Source organism: Arenimonas soli (genome assembly GCF_014643775.1).
GTDB lineage: Bacteria > Pseudomonadota > Gammaproteobacteria > Xanthomonadales > Xanthomonadaceae > Arenimonas > Arenimonas soli.
The window spans coordinates 392,372-407,678 of the sequence record NZ_BMKC01000002.1 but is presented as its reverse complement, the minus strand read 5'-3'; the positions used below and the strand labels follow the sequence as shown (position 1 = coordinate 407,678).

14 protein-coding genes are annotated in these 15,307 nt (G+C 67.9%); 6 read left to right on the top strand and 8 right to left on the bottom strand.

Going from position 1 to position 15,307, the window contains the following annotated elements; genetic code table 11:
• Positions 1-115: 115 nt before the first annotated feature.
• Complete coding sequence (locus tag IEX13_RS09975; RefSeq protein ID WP_188663707.1) at positions 116-1,783, bottom strand: endonuclease; 1,668 nt, start codon at positions 1,781-1,783, stop codon at positions 116-118.
• Positions 1,784-1,938: 155 nt separating this feature from the next.
• On the opposite strand from IEX13_RS09975, the gene IEX13_RS09970 reads away from it, so the two are divergent.
• Both IEX13_RS09970 and IEX13_RS09965 read left to right on the top strand, forming a co-directional pair.
• Positions 1,939-2,862 carry an oxygenase MpaB family protein gene (locus IEX13_RS09970; protein ID WP_188663705.1) on the top strand — a complete coding sequence of 308 codons (924 nt, stop codon included), beginning with the start codon at positions 1,939-1,941 and terminating at the stop codon, positions 2,860-2,862.
• Positions 2,863-2,893: 31 nt separating this feature from the next.
• The gene (locus tag IEX13_RS09965; RefSeq protein WP_188663703.1) at positions 2,894-3,445 is read left to right on the top strand and encodes a phosphoribosyltransferase family protein; all 552 of its coding nucleotides are present in this window, start codon (positions 2,894-2,896) and stop codon (positions 3,443-3,445) included.
• A 37-nt stretch (positions 3,446-3,482) separates the two neighbouring features.
• Here IEX13_RS09965 and IEX13_RS09960 read toward each other — a convergent pair whose 3' ends face one another.
• The 4 genes from IEX13_RS09960 to IEX13_RS09945 all read right to left on the bottom strand — a co-directional run bounded on the left by IEX13_RS09960 (position 3,483) and on the right by IEX13_RS09945 (position 7,030).
• Positions 3,483-4,292, bottom strand: coding sequence for an NYN domain-containing protein (locus IEX13_RS09960; RefSeq protein ID WP_188663701.1), 810 nt, complete (start codon positions 4,290-4,292; stop codon positions 3,483-3,485).
• A 32-nt stretch (positions 4,293-4,324) separates the two neighbouring features.
• Entirely contained in the window at positions 4,325-5,725 is a 1,401-nt protein-coding gene (locus IEX13_RS09955; RefSeq protein WP_188663699.1) for an IgA Peptidase M64, read from the bottom strand.
• A 53-nt stretch (positions 5,726-5,778) separates the two neighbouring features.
• Positions 5,779-6,243, bottom strand: a complete 465-nt coding sequence (locus tag IEX13_RS09950) for a hypothetical protein (RefSeq protein WP_188663697.1) — start codon at positions 6,241-6,243, stop codon at positions 5,779-5,781.
• 112 nt (positions 6,244-6,355) lie between these two features.
• Positions 6,356-7,030, bottom strand: a complete 675-nt coding sequence (locus tag IEX13_RS09945; protein WP_188663695.1) for a BON domain-containing protein — start codon at positions 7,028-7,030, stop codon at positions 6,356-6,358.
• A 306-nt stretch (positions 7,031-7,336) separates the two neighbouring features.
• Between IEX13_RS09945 and IEX13_RS09940 the strand changes: the two genes are divergently transcribed.
• Both IEX13_RS09940 and IEX13_RS09935 read left to right on the top strand, forming a co-directional pair.
• A complete protein-coding gene (locus IEX13_RS09940; protein WP_188663693.1) occupies positions 7,337-7,741 on the top strand; it encodes an MbcA/ParS/Xre antitoxin family protein in 405 nt (134 codons plus the stop codon).
• The gene (locus IEX13_RS09935; protein ID WP_229668524.1) at positions 7,732-8,424 is read left to right on the top strand and encodes an RES family NAD+ phosphorylase; all 693 of its coding nucleotides are present in this window, start codon (positions 7,732-7,734) and stop codon (positions 8,422-8,424) included. The genes IEX13_RS09940 and IEX13_RS09935 overlap by 10 nt, the downstream gene beginning before the upstream one ends.
• A 611-nt stretch (positions 8,425-9,035) precedes the next feature.
• Here the strand turns inward: IEX13_RS09935 and IEX13_RS09930 are convergent.
• From IEX13_RS09930 to IEX13_RS09920, 3 genes are all read right to left on the bottom strand, one after another.
• Positions 9,036-10,454 (bottom strand): RHS repeat domain-containing protein, encoded by a 1,419-nt coding sequence (locus tag IEX13_RS09930; protein ID WP_484463088.1) that lies wholly within the window; start codon positions 10,452-10,454, stop codon positions 9,036-9,038.
• Positions 10,455-10,611: 157 nt separating this feature from the next.
• On the bottom strand, positions 10,612-11,121 hold the full coding sequence (locus IEX13_RS09925) for a hypothetical protein (RefSeq protein ID WP_188663685.1): 510 nt from the start codon (positions 11,119-11,121) through the stop codon (positions 10,612-10,614).
• 49 nt (positions 11,122-11,170) lie between these two features.
• Positions 11,171-12,769: an MASE1 domain-containing protein gene (locus tag IEX13_RS09920; RefSeq protein ID WP_188663683.1), complete on the bottom strand. Its 1,599-nt coding sequence runs from the start codon at positions 12,767-12,769 to the stop codon at positions 11,171-11,173.
• A gap of 163 nt (positions 12,770-12,932) precedes the next feature.
• Between IEX13_RS09920 and IEX13_RS09915 the strand changes: the two genes are divergently transcribed.
• A complete protein-coding gene (locus tag IEX13_RS09915) occupies positions 12,933-13,448 on the top strand; it encodes a c-type cytochrome (RefSeq protein ID WP_188663681.1) in 516 nt (171 codons plus the stop codon).
• A 68-nt stretch (positions 13,449-13,516) separates the two neighbouring features.
• Positions 13,517-15,298, top strand: a complete 1,782-nt coding sequence (locus tag IEX13_RS09910) for an ExeM/NucH family extracellular endonuclease (protein WP_188663679.1) — start codon at positions 13,517-13,519, stop codon at positions 15,296-15,298.
• Positions 15,299-15,307: the final 9 nt, after the last annotated feature.

The window sequence follows — 15,307 nt, the reverse complement described above, 5'->3', positions numbered from 1 at the left end:
GGTTCGCTGGGGATTCCAACAATAGTCGGGCCGGATAGCCCTGGTCGTGATGCTTGACCGCCCAAGAACACGAGCCCGCCGAAGCGGGCTCGTCCAGCGCTTGTCTGGAATCAGATCAGTTGCACTGGTTCTGGAACACGCAAGCCACCCATTCCGGATGGTCGATGAACGGGTTGCGGTTGCCCTGGTACGAATACACCGCTTCGTTGCGCAGCTGTTCCTTGGCGTCCACCGGGTCCTCGGCGTGCCAGCGCAGCAGGTCGGCCAGGCGGCCCATGTAGGCCACGCTGAGGTTGCTGCTGGAGGACTGGATCAGGCCCGGATCGTCGGTGAGGATCAGGTCGGGCTCGGCCGCGCCGGTGACGCCATGCGTGCCGCCTTCGTAACGCACGTCCATGTACAGCAGCGCGCGCGCCACGTCGCCCTTGCGGTCGCCCCAGGTCTGCCAGTTGGTGGTGTCGTACCAATTGGAGTTGCCCGGGAACACGCCGCTGCCGCCGCCTTCGCCGCCGTTGGCCACGGTGGTGCGTTCGGTGCAGTTCGTCAGGCAGTCGGCGTAGGGCTTGTTGCCGCGCGAGCTGTTGTAGCCCGAATCCGACAGGAACAGCATGTGGGTGTCGGTGTAGGGGTAGTTGCTGCTTGAATCGGCGGTGAAGCCGTAGCTCTTTGGCCAGGTGTGCTCACGGTTGTATTCGGTGTTGCCGGCGCCGTACTTCTGGTAGCTGGCGTTGCGGTACACGTCGAGGATGCGGCCCGGGTTGAGCGGGTCTTCGTCGGCGAACTCCAGCACGTCCCAGGTGTCGGTGGCCGACGAGGTGTAGGGGAAGCGCTGGTGGTCGTCGATGATCGCGTGCAGGCTGGCGCGCAGGGCGCTGGTGCTGCTGGTGTCCACGCCGGAGTAGTAGTCGCTGCCGGGCACCGACGCCGTGGTGAACATGAAGCTGTAGTCGGCCGCCATCGGCGTGGCGACGCCGTCGAGGTCGCTGACCTTGCTGGCCAGCACGTCCACCAGGCAGTCCTCCAGCCCGGCCAGGTCGGTCTGCGGGTCGGCGGTGAAGGTGCTCGGGCCACCGCTGACGGACACCGGCACGCTGCCGCTGGTGTCGCAGCCCAGCACGATGGCGCCGGCCTGCACGCTGACCGGCTCGGAGAAGCTGATGCTGAGGTTGGCGTCCAGCGGCACGGCCGAACTGCCGTTCGCCGGCGAGGTAGTGGTGACCGTGGGCGCCGCATCCGGCACCGGGAAAACCTGGCCCGCGTTGCAGGTGCCGGGGCTGGCGGTGGACGGCGCATGCCAGCTGAAATCGGCGTAGGCGGTGCCGGTGCCCTTGAGCTGCAGCGAGTGGCCGACCGGCGTCGAGGTGGTTTCGGACACGCCGATGTCCACCGAGGTCTTGTTGCGCGCCGGGCCGGCGGCGGCCTTGAACTTGCCTTCGTAGCTCAGGAACTGCACGGCGGTGCCGGAGGCATTGACCAGGGCAACGCCGTCGGGCGCGCCGTTCTGCAGGCCGGCGGCGGCCACGGCCACGAAGCCGTAGGCGCCGCACTGGCTGCCCAGCGTGCCCGACAGCGAACGCGTGGCGTAAACGCGGCGGTCGGAGCCGTTGTAGAAGTGCAGGGACCAGCCGGACAGCGACGTCCCCGCGTCGCCGGCGACTTCGATGAACTCGTCGACATCCGTGCCGGCGTTGTCGTAGTGGATTTCATTGATCCAGACCCCGGCGTGGGCAAACGCAGGGCACAGCAACAGCGCGGACAAAAGTCCGACCCTTCCCTTGTTCATGTACGAAATCTCCCCGAAGTTTCGTCAGATGTTCCCCTGTGCGGGTGACACTATCTTTGCCGCCGGTCCCGCGCCACGACTGGCCCGGCCCTTTCCGACCAACGGCAGGCAGCGCCCCGCACCCGCCCTTCACGGCCGGCGCCTAGACTGGCGGCATGCCTTCGCCCCTGACCCAACCGCTGCGCACCTGGGTGCTGCGCGCTTTCCCGCGCGGGGAAAGCGGGCTTGACTACGACAATCCCGCTGACGACCCCGGCCTGTTCGACCCCGCCAGCGCGACCTGGCGCATACACGCCGACTTCGCCGGCATGCTGTCGGGCGGGTTGTGCGCGCTGGTGCTGCAGACCCTGCACCCGGCGGCGCTGGCCGGCGTCTGGGACCACAGCAATTTCCGCAGCGACCTGGTGGGCCGGCTGCGCCGCACCACGCACTTCGTCGCCGGCACCAGCTATGCGCCGCGCGCCCAGGCCCAGGCGCAGATCGCCCGGGTGCGGCGCATCCACGACCGCGTGCAGGGCGTCACCGAAGCCGGCGAACCCTATTCCGCCAACGACCCGGCCCTGCTGACCTGGGTGCACGTGACCGAGGCCTTCGGCTTCCTGCAGGGCTACCGCCGCTTCGCCGGGCCGGTGCCGCGCGCCGATGCCGACCGTTACTACGACGAAACCCGGCGCATCGCTGAAGCCCTGGGCGCCCGCGACGTGCCGCGCAGCGAAGCGCAGGTGGCGGACTACTTCGACGCCGTGCAGCCGCGGCTGGCCTTTACCGGCCGGTCGCGCGAAGTGCTGCGGGTGCTCGACACCATGCGCCTGCCGGTGCCGATGGCCGGGCTGTCGCGCCGGGTGTTCCTGGGCGCAGGCATGGCGCTGCTGCCGGACTGGGCGCGGGCGCGGCTGGGGCAGGGCCGGCGCGAACGCGCGCAGGCCGAGTTCGCCGCCCGCCTGCTGGCCACCGCGGCGCCGCTTTTCCGCGCCGGCTTGAACGACGGCCCGGCCCAGCACGCCTGCCGGCGCATGGGCCTGGACCCGGCCTGGGTGCGGCGCGGCTTCGGCGGTGGAAACGGCGCGCAAAACCGCTAGGCTAGGCCGGCCCACGACGCCGGAGACCCGCATGCCCGCCGACCGCTTCCGCCTGTATTCCGAAGTGGACCTGGAAATCGTGGTGGACGACATGGCCCGCCAGGCCGCCGCCCTGCTCGATGCCACGCCGACGGTGCTGCTGGGCGTGCTGCGACGCGGCGCGCCGCTGGCCGACCGCCTGCTGGCCCGCGTCCGAGTGCACGCCCCCTGGGCCGAGATCGAACGCATCGACCTGAAGGTCAAGCGCTACGCCGACAACCTGGAACTGCTGCACCCCGACACCGCGCTCGAGGCACCCAGCGGCGCCGACCTGATGAACCGCCGCGTCATCGTGGTGGACGACGTGCTGTACCAGGGTTATTCGCTGATGCGCGTGTTCGAGTGGCTGGCCACGCAGAAACCGGCGCACGTGCACGCGGCGGTGCTGGTGGACCGGCAGCGCCATCGCATGCCGGTGCGCGCGGACATCGTCGGCGTGACGCTGAAAATCGCGCCCGAGGATGTGATCGAGTGCAACGTGCCGCCTTACGAATCCGACTTCGCCGTGGACCTGTGGCGTCCGGCCGAGGCGCCCAAGGGCTGACGCGTCCCTGCGGGAGCGGCGTCAGCCGCGAATGCCTTCAGCCCTTGGCGCGAACGTACAGATCCTTGCCCCCCGCCGGGCTGGCGAGCTCCTTGAACTCGAACCACTTCGGGTAGGCCTTGAACAGGTCGCTGAGCTTGCGGTGGCCAAACAGCCGCGGGTCGAAGTCCGAGCGCAGCTTGTTGAGGTAGCTGCCCACCGCGCCCAGCTGGGCCCAGCCTTCTTCGTCGCTGGCTTCTTCGATGGCCTGGTTGAGCAGCTTGCGCGGGGCCTGCTGCGGCTGCTTGGGCTTTTCGGTCGTGGCGGCCTTTGTCGTCGCCTTCTTGGCGACGCGGCCATTGGGCTTGGCGGGCTCCGGCTTTTCGGACTCGGCCGCGTCCTGGCGCAACACCTCGACGTAGGTGAACTTGTCGCAGGCCTGCACGAAGGGGTCGGGCGTCTTGCGCTCGCCAAAGCCATAGACGGTGAGGCCGGCTTCGCGCAGGCGCTGGGCCAGGCGGGTGAAGTCGCTGTCGCTCGACACCAGGCAGAAGCCGTCGAAGCGGCCGGTGTACATCAGGTCCATCGCGTCGATGATTAGCGAACTGTCGGTGGCGTTTTTTCCGCTGGTGTAGGCGAACTGCTGCACCGGGTGGATGGAGTGCTTGAGCAGCGCCTGCTTCCAGCCCTGCAGTCGCTGCGAGGTGAAGTCGCCGTAGATGCGCTTGACGCTGGCGACGCCGAACTTGGCCACTTCGGCCAGCAGGCCTTCGATGACCGAAGGCTGGGCGTTGTCGGCGTCGATCAGCACGGCCAGGTGCTTGGCATCCTCGGCGGGCGTGGGGGTGTTGTTGTTGCGCGATGGCATGGGGTTTCCTTGCTTGGTTGCAGCCGCCGCCACTAGGGGGCCTGGGGCGCGGGGCGGGAATAAAGGTCGATGATGTCTTCGACCGCGTCCGCGCACACGTCGCAGAAGTGGTCGGTGCGGGTGAACATCAGGCAGTTGAGCTGGGGGCGGTAGTAGCCGGTGGCCTGGTAGTTGGCGCCTTCGAAGGCGCCCACGGCGTTCGCGTGCGGGTGGCCGGCGAACAGGTCGGTGACGAAAGCCTGTTCGTCGTGGAAGAGCTGGCTCATTTCCGATTCCGGGCGCTGGTCGGCGCGCAGCTGCGCGCGGCGGGCCTGGTTCTCGCGCTGGAAGGCTTCGAACGGCGCTTTCGGCCAGGGCGTGGGCAGCGGCGTGGCCGGGCTGACCAGGTGTTTCCACTTGCCGGCCTTCGGGTCGGCGGTGGCGTTGGGTTCCCAGGGTTCGGGGCGTTCGCCGCCGCTCTGGTAGGCCACCGACGAGGTGTAGTACTCGTCGGCCAGGCCGGCGAAGTGGTGGCCGAACTCGTGCACGAAAAGGTAGTTCGCCCAGTCGCTGCCGGCCGCGGCGGTGCTGAACTGCCCGAAGATGCCGCCGCCGCCGTAGGTTTCGGAATTGAAGATGATTTCCACCACGTCGTAGGGCGCGAACTGGGCCAGTTCGCGCCAGGCGCGGTTGTCCACGCTCAGCGCGTAGCGTTCCGAGCCGAAGATGTCGTAGCGCAGGCCGGTGGCGCCGGCCCGGTGCACGCCGGTGGACGGGCGCGAGACGCCGCTTTCCGCCTGCGGCACGGTCAGCGCCCAGACGTTGAAGTCGGCTTCGCGTTCCCTGAAGGGCGAAACGCTGAACAGGTGCCGGGCCAGGCGATGGGCGTCGGCTTCGAACTTGTCCAGTTCGTCATGGGCGTAGCCGTCGCCCAGGATCAGCAGGTCCACCTTGGTGGCCGGGTCGCCGTTGTCGAGCACGGCGAAGGGGCGTGCCGGGCCCATGCGGTGGCCGCGCTCGACGTCCAGCCCGGCCGGGTCGATGCGCACCTGCCAGGCGGGCACGAAGGCGTTGTCGGCGCCGCGCTTCATCACCTGCACGGTGACGGGCCTTTCCGGCATCGGGAAACGCAGTGATTCCTGGAAGCTGCGCTGCATGCTTTCCGCTTCGGCGGTGGACTGCCATTCGCCGAAGATCGTGCTGTAGCCGCGCGAATACAGCAGCTTGCCGGATTCGGCGTCGAGTACGCGCAGCTGGTTCATGCCGCGATTGCTGTCGTCGATCGGCCGCGCCGGGTTGCCAGGCCAGGGCAGGGGCTCCACCACCACGCGTTCGAGGGCGTAGTGCTCGGTGACGGCGTCGCCGCCGTGCTGGATGTCCACCCGCAGCGTGGCGGGCGGCTTGGCGGCGACGGGCAAGGCCAGCAGCAGGCTGGCAAGGAAGGCGGCGCGCATGCGTATTCCCCCGGTGTGTCCCGGCGGCAGTGTCGCACGGGGCACGCCGGGCTTCAGTCCTGGCCGTCGTCCAGGGGCCGGGCGCCGGCGGTCACCATGGCGGCGTGGGCCGCGGCGTGGCGTTCGGCGGAGTCGGCCTGCACCACCACCAGCAGCACGCCCGATTCCACCAGGGCCTGGTAGCGTTCGCGCACGTCGTCGTTGGCGTGGTCGCCGGCGGCATGGCCGGTCCAGCCGGCCAGGTTGCTGCCCAGCAGGTTCAGCATGCCGGCGCCGGCCAGGCTGACGCCCAGGGTGGGCACGGCAACGGCGCTGAGCCCGGCCAGCAGGCCGCGCACGCGGCCGTGTTCGTCGGGGTCACTGGCGTCGGGGTCGAGCTCGAGCTCGATGTCGTGGCGCGCGACCAGGGCGATGTCTTTGTCGGCGATGCCGGCATCACGCGCCGCGGTCAGCGCGTCTTCGAGCTGGGCCAGGTTGTCGACGGCGAAGACACTGCGGTTTTCCTGCTTTTGGTTCATGGCGATCTCCAGGGTCACTCCGGCTGGCCGCTGCGGGCCGGCCCCGAACGGAAACGGCCGGGCGTCCTGCCCGGCCGCTGCCGTCCACTCTGACATGGAACGCGGGAACGGTTTAGTCGTTGGTCTCGACGGCGACGGTCAGGTTGGTCGCCACGACGCTGCGAACGCCCTTGGTGCCCTGGGCGATTTCGATCGCCTTGGTACGGGCGGCCAGGCTGGGCGCGGTGCCGGTCAGGGTGACCACGTTGGCCTGGGTGTCGACGTTGATGTCGGTGCCCTTCACGTGCTCGTCGGCCAGCAGCTGGGTCTTCACCTTGGAGGTGATCCAGGCGTCGTCGATGCTGTCGCCGGCTTCGTCCATGGCCTCACGCACCTCGCCCGAGGCGGTGGCGGTGTTGGCGTCCTGGCGGGCTTCGCTGCCCTCGGCGGCGATCACCAGGCGGTTGTCCACGCTGACGACGTCCTCGACTTCGGCGACGACTTCAGAGGCGGCCATCTTGTCGGCCATCGAGTCGCTGCCACCGGTCAGGGTGACCACGCCGTTGTAGGTGTCGACGTTGATGTCGAAACCCTCGGTGCGCTCGTCGGCCAGCAGGCGGGTCTTCACCGAAGCGGTGATGGCGGCGTCGGTGGTGGCCTGGGCCGCGGTGCGCTCGGGCTTCATGTCGTTTTCGGTCTTGACCTTGTCGGCGTGGTCTTCGCCGGTGTGGTGCTCGGCACTGACGGCGGTGGCACCAAAGGCCAGGGCGATGGCGGAAGCGATCAGGGAAGACTTGATGACATTCATGGTGGTTCTCCTTGCGAACGTATTTGTAGGCGGCCCGGTGGGCCTGGCCCGCGGTGGGGATCGGGGGATCCGTCGGCACGTCCGTGAGCGTGGGGCCGAGGTTGGCGGCCGGCGAAGCAATCGAAACTGAAGCAAATGTTTGATGGTTGTTAACCAGCGCCGGTTTCTTGCGCTTTCTTCCTGTTGAATCAATGGCTTGAGCAAGCTGAACGGCACGCGTTTCCCGTGCGCGCGGGCCCTCGAAGGCATTACCAATGGCTCCACTGAAGGAGTAGAGTTACCCTGTACTCCACAAGGAGAGCCGCCATGGCCACCCCCCGCGCCCAGCACGTCCCGGCAACCGCCCTGCCCGACCTCGGCGGGCCGGCCCTGCGTGCCTACTTCGCCATCGCCCGCGCCTGGGGCCTGAAAAATGCCGAGGCCCGGCGCCTGCTCGGCGACCCGCCGGAGTCCACCTGGTACAAGTGGAAGAAGCAGCAGGACGGCAGCCCGGGCCGCGACGTGCTCGAGCGCATCAGCTACGTGCTGGGCATCTTCAAGACGCTGCAGGTTCTGTTCCCCGACCCCACCCGCGCCGACGCCTGGCTGCGCAAGCCCAATGCCGCGCTGCCCTTCGGCGGCGGCTCGGCGCTCGATCGCATGCTGTCAGGCAACGTCGCCGACCTGTTCGTCGTGCGCAGCTACCTCGACGCTCAGCGCGGCTGGCAGTGACCGCGCCGCGCCTCACCCGGGTCAGCTGGGCCGAGGCCTGGCGCCTGGTGCCCAGCCGGTTCCCGCCGCAGGGCGTGTTCGACCGCATCGCCCGGCCCGACGACCTCGACGCGCTGTACGCGCTGGAATCGCTGACCAACCCGCGCCTGCGCGAAGAACTCGGCCAGCTGCAGCTGGTGCCGCGCGAACGGCGCATCAGCGGGCCGGGCACGCAGCCGGTGATGGCCGCCTTCACCCACCTCAACCCGGCCGGCAGCCGATTCAGCGACGGCAGCTATGGCGTGTTCTACGCGGCACGCACGCTGGAAACGGCCATCGCCGAAACCATGTACCACCGCGCGCGCTTCATGGCCGCCACCGCCGAACCGGCGATGCGCATCGAAATGCGCTGCTACCGCACCGCCATCCGCGGCCGCCTGCACGACCTGCGCAAGGGCTGGGCACAGATGCTGGACCCGGACGACTACGGCCCGCCGCAGGCGCTGGCGCGCAAGTTGCGCGCGGACGGTTCCGACGGCGTGGTCTACCCCAGCGTGCGCCACGCCGGCGGCGAATGCGTGGGCGTCTTCCACCCCGACCGCGTCGCGCCCTGCGTGCAGGCCCACCACCTGATCTACACCTGGGACGGGCAGCAGATCCTGCCGGAGTATGCGCGGGCGACGTTGCAGAGTCCGATGTCCTAGAGACTCGGTGACCGGTTTTCTTTGGCTATGCCCAGGACATATGGGTCGGCTCAACGCCACATTCATCACATGCACGGCGCAACTTGATCCGACACCATGCAGTTAGTTTTCCGGCGCCGCCTGAAAACCGACACCGGAGCTCAAAACCATGGTCAACCCCGAGACTTGGTGTTCAGGGGGCCCTTCTACTAGCCACAACATAGACAGTGAGTTGACCAACCAACGCAAATTCTTCTTTCTTTTCGCGTGATAAGTAATGGCGACCTTTCGGGATCGCGCTGCTGAACCATCGATGCTGGCACATCCCTCAGCGTACGCACGGCTACTTCGTCCGAAAGATAAGGTCAGCTTTGAGGAAGCGCATGGCTCAAGCTCAAGCTCGCCAATCTCAATTCGAATGACTCCCAACTTGGCGTAGACGAGGGAAACACGCTCGGAGCCTTCTATCGGCGAGTCCGACGGCATGAATTGACTTCGCATGCCTGCGAAGTCCATAGGGCTTATTTCGTAGCACGCGGTGTTGGAACAGACATTCGGATTCGGTGGCGGCACTGCGTCGGTGATTGGCACATGCAGCAACAGGAGCAACGCTAACAGCTTTGGATTCCCCATCACTTTTGCTCCTCAATGGTTGTTGACCAATTGTCCCGTGCTTCATCGAAGTGTTCCGGCCGTAGCTGAGTTCCCGACCGACGCGCCATGATGTCGTCGTTTGTGTAGCCTGGCTTCAGCCCACCGTCAGTTCGGTTTCCATTTGCGTCGGGAGCGCCTTCAACATATCCGTCATCAATACCTGCGAAATGCAGTATGTCGTGGGCCGCAGCCCCAACGTCATCGCGACCCGGTGACGTATCGATATGACCCTTGTTTCCGCCGAGGCCGTTCACACCCTCCCCCGCCCCCGGGAAGTTCGTGAAATCCATTCCTGGCGATAAGTCCATGACGTTGGAATCTGTTCCCCCCGGCCGGCTCAACACTACCAATTCGACAGATCGCCTAGAGCCGGTCTTCAGCTGTTCCACTCGCTGTTCTATCCTTGACACCATTGCCGGGGTGGCATCCTGGCCAGTGAAGTACACCTTGATTTGAAGAGTTACGGTGCCATCCTTGTTCTCGAACCATTGAGCGGCGCGACCGTCTGGGTCTATGAAGCTGTACGGATTGTCGTTGGCGTACCAGTATCGACTGAAGTTGAATCCCGTGCTCGGATCGGTCACTAAAGAATCCACCGACAAGAACCTCCCGATCGCCGGATCGTAATAGCGCTGCTGCATATAAACCAGCTTCGACGCCGCATCCATCTGATGCCCGGTATACCCCGGCCCCGACGACCACGTGCCGTCAGCCGGCTCGCCCCAGGCGGTCATGCGTTCGCGGGGTAACAGGGCGCCGCTTTGGTTGGTGGTCGCCACCGGGGAGCCCAAGGCGTCGGTGTGCTGGTAGGTCACCTCGATCGTGGGGCTGCTGCCGAAGGGCACCTTGCGGTTGGCGACCAGGCTGCCGGCCAGGTAGATGTGGTCGGTGCGGGCGCTGGCGCTGGTCTTGAGGTCGTGGGTGTAGAGCAGCTTGCCGCCCTGGCCGTAGTAGAAGTAGGTCGAAGCGCCCATGAACTCCCGCACCCGTCGGCCCAGGCCGTCGTAGACGTAGCTGGTGGCGGTGGGGATCTGTGAATGGGTCAGCCGGTTCTCCCGGTTGAAGGTCAGGCTGCCACCGTCCTTGTTGATGGTGTTGCCGCGGGCGTCGTAATCGAAGCTGTGCAGCAGGGCGCCGCCTGGCGAGCGGATCTCGTCCAGGCGGTTGGTCGCGTCGTAGACGTAGCGAAACTTGCGACTGCCCTGCTCGAGCACCCGCAGGTTGTCCAGCGGGTCGTATTCGAAGGTCCCGATGCCGCCCTGGGCCGAGCCGGCCACCACGCCGACCAGGCGGTCGAGCGCGTCGTAGGTCATGGTGCGGTTGCCGGGTTGGTTCGGCAGCCCGTCGGTGATGCCGGCGACGTTGCCGTTGAAGTCGTAGTGGTAGGTGTCGTTGATCGCAACGGTGCCGCCTAGGGCATCCTGCGTGCGGGCCCACCACCTGATCTACACCTGGGACGGGCAGCAGATCCTGCCGGACTATGCGCGGGCAGCGTTGCAAACATCCGGGCCATGAATGTTTATCACTGGCCGCCTGCGAATTCTGTTCCGGCGATCACTTTGGACCGACTGGAAATCCGGATGCGCCCTGGATCCAGTACATGTGCGACTTCTTGTCGGGTGTCGGGACGGTGAAGCCCACAAGCCCCACCGCGCGCGAGTAGACGAACGAACGGCACCCTCCCTCCGCGCTGCATGTGCTGATCACTACAGCTGAGGCGGTTCTTCCTGGCAGCCTCACCTCTTGAGTCGACACGACGCTGTATGTCAGCCCGTCGTGCATCCAAGTATGGCCAACGGCAAGCTCTGCTGTCTTCGGAACCGCGAAGCTAAAGGGCAAGCTTCTAATGCAGATGACGTCTTCATCTTTTCCGCACAGCGTCGCAGCTCTTCCAGCGTGCCCGATGAATACCGCAGGCGGCTTCGTCCCTGTCGAAATCTTCCTGACAGTTCCATCCGCTTCATATGCCGCGTACACAAAGTCCGGACTTTCCCGCTGACCGGCAGAGACAGTGCCCACCGCCAGGAGGAACGAGAGCAGAACTGCTGGGATCCTGGACTTCAATTCATGCTTCCTCGTTTCCGTTTGGCTCAGGAATAGTCGGCAGGTCGTCTCAGGAGTCGCCCCGGATGCCCGCCACGAACCGCACCGAATGCCGGTGCCCGTGCACCAGCGGTTCCAGCAGGTAGTTCCCCTGCACGGCAAGCACGCGGTCCTTGATCGCCGGCACCACCTGCAGGGCCGGCAGGTGCTGGGTGTAGGCCGAAAACTCCAGGTCCATCGACAGGCCGACGATGTGACCGCCGCCGTCCTGGGGCACCACTTCGAGCCGCATGCCGAAGCGGCGCACCATCTCCAGCCGCACCGCCTCGCGCACGGCGGCCTGGCAGATGCGGTAGACGGTGGTGCGGGCGTCTTCGCCCAGGGCGTCCACCGGGCCTTCGAACACCGGTTCGAACACCACGCCGCTGTCGTCGAGCATTTCGTGCAGCGGGCCGGTTTCCAGCGCCTGCTTCAGGCCGTGGGTGTCGAGCTGCGGCGGCCGCAGCTGGCGCAGGGCGCGGCGCAGGCTGTCCTGGATCTCGCGCACCTGTTCGCGCAGCGACTCGAGCAGGCGCGTGCCCTGTTCGTCGCGCACGTCGCGGAAGGCCAGGCTGATGCGCGTGCCCAGGGCGTGGATGGCGTGGCCGAGTTCGTATTCGAGTTCGCTGGCCAGTTCGCGCTGGCCCTGTTCTTCCAGCCGCGCCAGGCGCTGGCCCACCTGGCCCAGCTCGGCCGCCAGCATTTCCAGTTCGGTGGTTTGCGCCGCCAGCTCCTGGTGGCGCTGGGCCAGGATCTCGTGGCTTCGCCGCAGCGCGGTGCTGGCCGCGCCCAGCACCAGGGCGCCGCCGCCGACCACCGCCAGCACCAGCTGCAGCATGGTCACGTTGACGGTCAGGAAGCCCAGCTGCACCAGCCCCTGCATGACCGCACCAAGAAGCGTCGTGGCCAGCGCCCCGCCTTCCCAGCCGTGCCGGAAACCCAGGAAGAACAGCGGCGCGAACGCCAGCAGCAATACGTACATGGCCAGGTCGGCGTAGGCCTGCAGCACCAGGAACACGCCCAGGGCGCCGAACAGCACCAGGGCCAGGTCGCGCACCAGCAGGCTGCGGACCGACCAGCGCAGGCCGCCGTGCACGCAGGCGATGAGAAGGGGCGCCAGCACGATCTGGCCGATCAGGTCGCCGTACATGAAGGCGAACATGCTGGCCAGCGAATCGGCCGTGGTCATCGGATAGGTGACCAGGAACATCCACAGCAGCGGCGACACGCCCGCCGCGCCCAGCAGGCCGGCCAACAGCAGCAGCAGCATGCGCGTGGGGGAGTCGGGCAGCGGGGCCGGCTGGGCGCTGCGCAGCAGGTAGACCACCGCGGCGTAGATCAGCCACGGCGCCACGCACACGGCCAGGAAGGTGAAAGTGAACAGCGGGTAGCCCATCACCACCGACTTGGTGGCCTGGGCCAGCACTTCGGCGGCGCCCAGCCAGCCCCAGCGGCGGGTCGGGGTCAGCCACAGCATCGCCAGGCGCAGGCCGGCCGGCAGGAACCACAGCTGGGCGGAAAGCTGCTCCAGCGCCAGCCAGGTGGCCAGGACGACAAGCGCCAGCAGGGCCCAGCGGCCATTGCGGCCCGGCCCGGCGTCCTGCAGCAGCGCCAGCGCGCGTCCTGCCATGCCCGGTGGATTCCCCTGTTTGCCGGCTTCCCGGCTCCCCGCCATGCTAACCGAGCTTCATGCCCCCGCCGTATCGGTGTGTCCGCCTTCCTTGCGCGGGACAGGGCCGATATAATCGCGGCCTTCTTATCCACAGGGCTCCGGCCCCTTGTCAGGACACCCCGTGCGCAATCACGATCTGGTTTTCCTCAAGCACTTCTCGATGGTCATCGTTTTCCTGGTGGCGGTCACCGGCGTGCTTATCCTCCTGGGCCTCTACTTCAACAGCCAGCAGGAACCCGAACCCAACCCCGTCGCCGAAGCCGCCATGGTCCAGCGCCTGCAGCCCGCGGGTGGCGTCTACGCCGGCTCCACCGGTGCCGCGGCCCAGGCCGCCGCTGCCGCGGCCGCCGCGGCGGCTTCCGCCGGCCAGGTGGCTTATGACGGCACGCTCGACGGCCAGGTCATCTACAACAACCTGTGCGGCGCCTGCCACACCTCGGGCGCCGGCGGCGCGCCGAAGCTGCTCAAGGCCGAATGGACCGCGCGCATCGCCCAGGGCATGGACACGCTCAACACCCACGCCATCGAGGGCTACCAGGGCTCGGCGGGCATCATGCCGGCCAAGGGTGGCAACCCGAACCTCACCGACGAGCAGGTCATCGCCTCGGTGCAGTGGATGGTCGACAACCTGCAGTAAGCTTGTTTGCCACGCCCGTTCGCGACGACGCCGCCTCCGGGCGGCGTCTTTGTTTCCGGAGTCCATGCATGTCCCGTCGCCCCTTCCCGCTGGTGGTCCTGTTCGCCCCGCTGCTGCTGGCCGCCTGCACGCCGCCCGGTCCCGCACCGCTCGACACGGTGGTCGCCGAAGAAGGCGGCCTGGTGACGGTGGCGCGCATCCAGGGCAGCGGTGAACGCAGCCCGCTCGAGGGCCGGCAGGTGGTGGTGGAAGCCGTGGTCGTGGCGCCGTTCGGCGGCCTGGGCGGCGTTTTCGTGCAATCGCTGGTGCCCGACGACGACCCGGCCACGTCCGAAGGCCTGTTCCTGCCGCGCAGCCGTGACGCCGAGCCCAGGCTCAAGGCCGGCGACCATGTGCGCATCACCGGCACGGTGGTGGAAACCGGCGACGACGGCGCCACCCTGACCGCCGTCGAAGCCAGCACGGTTGAGCGGCTTGGCCGGGCCCCGGTGACGCCGCAGCGGGTGTCGGCCGCGCCCGCCAGCGCCGGCGACTGGGAGCGCTACGAAGGCATGCTGATCACGCTGGAAGGGCCGCTGACGGTCACTAGCAACGAGGACCTGGCCCGCTACGGCGAACTGCGCCTGAGCTTCGACGGCCGCCTGTTCGCGCCTACCGAACTGGCCCCGCCCGGCACCGCTGCGCAGGCGATCGCCGCGGAAAACACCCGCCTGAGCCTGCGCCTGGACGACGGCCGCAGTGCCCGCGACCCCGACCGCCTGTGGTTCCTGCCCGGCGAAAGCCTCGACCCGGCACGACCGCTGCGCGTGGGCAGCGTGCTGCGCGACGTCACCGGCGTGCTCGACCAGCGTTTCGGCAGCCACCGGCTGCAGCTAACGGCCCCGCTGACCCACATCGAACAGGCGCCGCGCCCGCCCGTGCCGGTGGTCGCCGGCGACCGCCGCATCGCCGGCTTCAACCTGCTCAACCTGTTCAACGGCGACGGCCGCGGCGGCGGTTTCCCGACCACGCGCGGCGCGGCCACGCAAGCCGACTTTGAGCGCCAGCAGGCCAAGCTGGTGGCCACCGTGCAGGCGTTGGACCCGGACCTGGCGGCGCTGATGGAGCTGGAAAACGACGGTTTCGGGCCCGAGTCGTCGCTGGCGGGTTTCGTGGACGCACTCAACGACGCCGGCCCGCACGACGACTGGCGATTCGTGGACGCGGGCCAGGGCCCGGGCAACGACGCCCTGCGCGTGGGCATGATCTACCGGGCCAGCCGCATGGCGCCGGTGGGCAAGCCGGCGGTGCTGGCCGAAGGCCCGTTCCGCGACCGCAGCCGGGTGCCGCTGGCGCAGGCCTTCCGCGCCGGCCGGGGGCCGGTGTTCGTGGTGGTAGCCAACCACTTCAAGTCCAAGGGCGGCTGCGCCGAGGCCAAGGGCGGCGACGTCGACCGCCGCGACGGCCAGGCCTGCTTCAACGCCACCCGGGTCGAGTCGGCGCGCCTGCTCACGGCCTGGCTGGCGAAGGACCCCACCCGCACCCAGCCTGCCGGCCACCTGCTGGTGGGTGATTTCAACGCCTACAACCAGGAAGACCCGATGCGCCTGCTGCGCTCGCAGGGCTGGCAGGACGCATTCGCGCAGATGAAGCTCGAGCGGCCGTATTCCTATGTTTACCAGGGCCTGTCCGGGCGGCTCGACCATGCCCTGGTCGACGCCGGCCTGGCCGCACGCCTGCGCGGCGCGGCCGAATGGCATGCCAACGCCGACGAAGCCCCGTCCTTCGACAACCGCAAGGGCACGGCCGGCGACCCCTGGCGCGCCTCCGACCACGACCCACTGCTGCTGGGCTTCGACCTGGCCCGCTAGGGGCTATCA

Coding starts and splice junctions, on each gene's coding strand:
- IEX13_RS09965 (WP_188663703.1), top strand. CDS start 2,894: ATGCCCGCCGACCGCTTCCGCCTGTATTCCGAAGTGGACCTGGAAATC.
- IEX13_RS09975 (WP_188663707.1), bottom strand. CDS start 1,783: ATGAACAAGGGAAGGGTCGGACTTTTGTCCGCGCTGTTGCTGTGCCCT.
- IEX13_RS09920 (WP_188663683.1), bottom strand. CDS start 12,769: ATGGCAGGACGCGCGCTGGCGCTGCTGCAGGACGCCGGGCCGGGCCGC.
- IEX13_RS09970 (WP_188663705.1), top strand. CDS start 1,939: ATGCCTTCGCCCCTGACCCAACCGCTGCGCACCTGGGTGCTGCGCGCT.
- IEX13_RS09945 (WP_188663695.1), bottom strand. CDS start 7,030: ATGAATGTCATCAAGTCTTCCCTGATCGCTTCCGCCATCGCCCTGGCC.
- IEX13_RS09940 (WP_188663693.1), top strand. CDS start 7,337: ATGGCCACCCCCCGCGCCCAGCACGTCCCGGCAACCGCCCTGCCCGAC.
- IEX13_RS09960 (WP_188663701.1), bottom strand. CDS start 4,292: ATGCCATCGCGCAACAACAACACCCCCACGCCCGCCGAGGATGCCAAG.
- IEX13_RS09950 (WP_188663697.1), bottom strand. CDS start 6,243: ATGAACCAAAAGCAGGAAAACCGCAGTGTCTTCGCCGTCGACAACCTG.
- IEX13_RS09910 (WP_188663679.1), top strand. CDS start 13,517: ATGTCCCGTCGCCCCTTCCCGCTGGTGGTCCTGTTCGCCCCGCTGCTG.
- IEX13_RS09955 (WP_188663699.1), bottom strand. CDS start 5,725: ATGCGCGCCGCCTTCCTTGCCAGCCTGCTGCTGGCCTTGCCCGTCGCC.